A 209-nucleotide genomic window follows, 5' to 3' on the forward strand; every position below is an offset into this window, starting at 1 on the left:
CGCTTCGGCGTCGGGGCGGCCGGCCCGGCGGAGCAGGGCGGTGGTGGGGCGGGTGGCGAGGGCGGCGAGCAGCAGGGTGGGGCGGGTGCGGGCGGGGGCTTCGGCGAGGAGCCGGCGGGCGACCTCGCGGGCCTGGCCGGCGACGGGCAGGGGGTCGGCGTGGTGGGCGCAGCCGCCCTGGCTGCCGGCGGCTTCGGCGAGGGAGGGGC

1 protein-coding gene is annotated in these 209 nt (G+C 84.2%); it reads right to left on the reverse strand.

All coding sequences use genetic code 11. From position 1 onward, the window contains the following. A partial coding sequence (locus VR44_RS40810) for a hypothetical protein (RefSeq protein WP_045952766.1) occupies positions 1-209 on the reverse strand: 209 nt, incomplete at both ends.

The sequence above is a fragment of the Streptomyces katrae genome (assembly GCF_000966975.1).
Taxonomy (GTDB): Bacteria; Actinomycetota; Actinomycetes; order Streptomycetales; family Streptomycetaceae; genus Streptomyces; species Streptomyces katrae.